The following is a 1,562-nucleotide window of genomic DNA, read 5'->3' on the forward strand; positions in this document are numbered from 1 at the left end:
CCCCTCCACCCGGCCGCGCGCAGCCTTTTGGGACCGGCCCGGAGTAGAGGGGGCTCTTTACCCCGGTAATGGGGCAGGTAGAGGCCCCTGACCTGCGAGGTAAGGCCGGTAGAGGGGGCGGAGCCGGCCCTCGCCCAAGCCCTCCACAGCGCCGATCGCGGGCCCTGCCCGCCACCCTGACCGAGCACCGGAAGGGAACCACCCATGCACCCCGACACCAGCCACCCGCCCGTCGTGCGGGCCGCCGAAGTCCACCAGCCGATCCCGCTCACCCCCGCCGCGCCGTACGCGGCCCCGCTTGTTCCCGTGCAGCCCGCCGCTGTTCCGGCGGTGGCGAGCGTGATCCTGCCCGACGGGCGGGTCGTCACCGGCTACGCCATCGAGCACACGCAGCCCGCTCCGCTCGCCGCCAAGCCGGCCGTGTCCAGTGCGGCGGTGAACGTCGCCCTCGGAGGCGTCGGGTTCCTCGCCGTCTGCGGCGGCCTGCTCATGCTCACCACGTTCATCGCCGCGCTCACGGCGCTGATCGCCCAGCTCATCACGCTGGCCGCCGTCCTCTTCGGCGGATGGATCGCCGTGCAGGTGTTCAGCGCCCGCAACAGCGCGAGCGGCGGCAACACCTTCCACATCCGCAAGGCCACCTTCAAGCGCAACCGCTTCAACGGCTGACAGGAGCCCACGTGTTCGAGATCCGAGTCATCTGCGCCACTGACGACACCAACCGCATCGTCAAGGCCCTCGACGGCGCCTTCACCGCCGGAACCATCACCGTCCACCCCACCCACGACGGCACGCAGAACCGCATCTACCTCTTCGCCGACCACACGGACGCCCCCATCCCGCCGCTCTCGGAGTGGCCCGGCCCGGTCGACGCCTACGCCACCGCCCCGGATGCCCCAAGCGAACTGAACTGGCTGTGCGAGCGCGAGCCGCACGAGCGCGACCGCGAGTGGTGGCTGCGCCGCGCCGCCGTCGTCGACCGCATGGCCTGCGGCCTCACCCCCGGCGCCATCGCCACCGACGAACAAGCCCTCAACACCGCCCGCCGCCTCATGGAACTGGACGAGACAGCCGTCATCTGCGACCCACGCGCCTACGTCCGCCAGCAATACGCCCGCTGGACCACCGACCACCAGTAGCTACGCCAAGGGCGGCCCCCCTCTCGCCAAAGAAACGGGGCCGCCCTTGGCGTAGCTNNCGCAGCCTTCCCGCGCTCGCCGCTCTCTTCCTGCGGGAGCACGGCCGCCTGCCGCGCTTACTGGACCTGTTCTGCTGCCAGGGCGGCGCCGCCAAGGGATACACCGACGCCGGCTTCGACGTGACCGGCGTCGACAAAGATCCGCAGCCCCGCTACCCCTACCGGTTCATCCAGGCCGACGCCATCGCGTTCGTCCTCGAACACGGCGCCGCATTCGACTTCATCCACGGCTCGCCGCCCTGCCAGCACGACACCGAATGCCAGCGCATCCAGGGCAACACCCACCCCGACCTCATCGCCCCCACCCGCACCGCCCTGGAGAAGTCCGGGCGCCCGTGGGTGATGGAGAACGTACGCGGCGCAG

General features: G+C 71.1%; 2 protein-coding genes and 1 pseudogene. All 3 read left to right on the top strand.

The window, feature by feature from the left end; all coding sequences use genetic code 11:
• Positions 1 to 204: 204 nt before the first annotated feature.
• Positions 205 to 669 carry a hypothetical protein gene (locus BZL64_RS37920; RefSeq protein WP_086773479.1) on the top strand — a complete coding sequence of 155 codons (465 nt, stop codon included), beginning with the start codon at positions 205 to 207 and terminating at the stop codon, positions 667 to 669.
• 11 nt (positions 670 to 680) lie between these two features.
• Positions 681 to 1,139, top strand: a complete 459-nt coding sequence (locus tag BZL64_RS37925; RefSeq protein ID WP_086773480.1) for a hypothetical protein — start codon at positions 681 to 683, stop codon at positions 1,137 to 1,139.
• An 89-nt stretch (positions 1,140 to 1,228) separates the two neighbouring features.
• Positions 1,229 to 1,562 (top strand): annotated as a pseudogene (locus BZL64_RS37930) (SAM-dependent methyltransferase); the annotation flags it as partial.

The sequence above is a fragment of the Streptomyces bobili genome, from assembly GCF_002154575.1.
In the GTDB taxonomy this organism is placed as follows: domain Bacteria; phylum Actinomycetota; class Actinomycetes; order Streptomycetales; family Streptomycetaceae; genus Streptomyces; species Streptomyces bobili.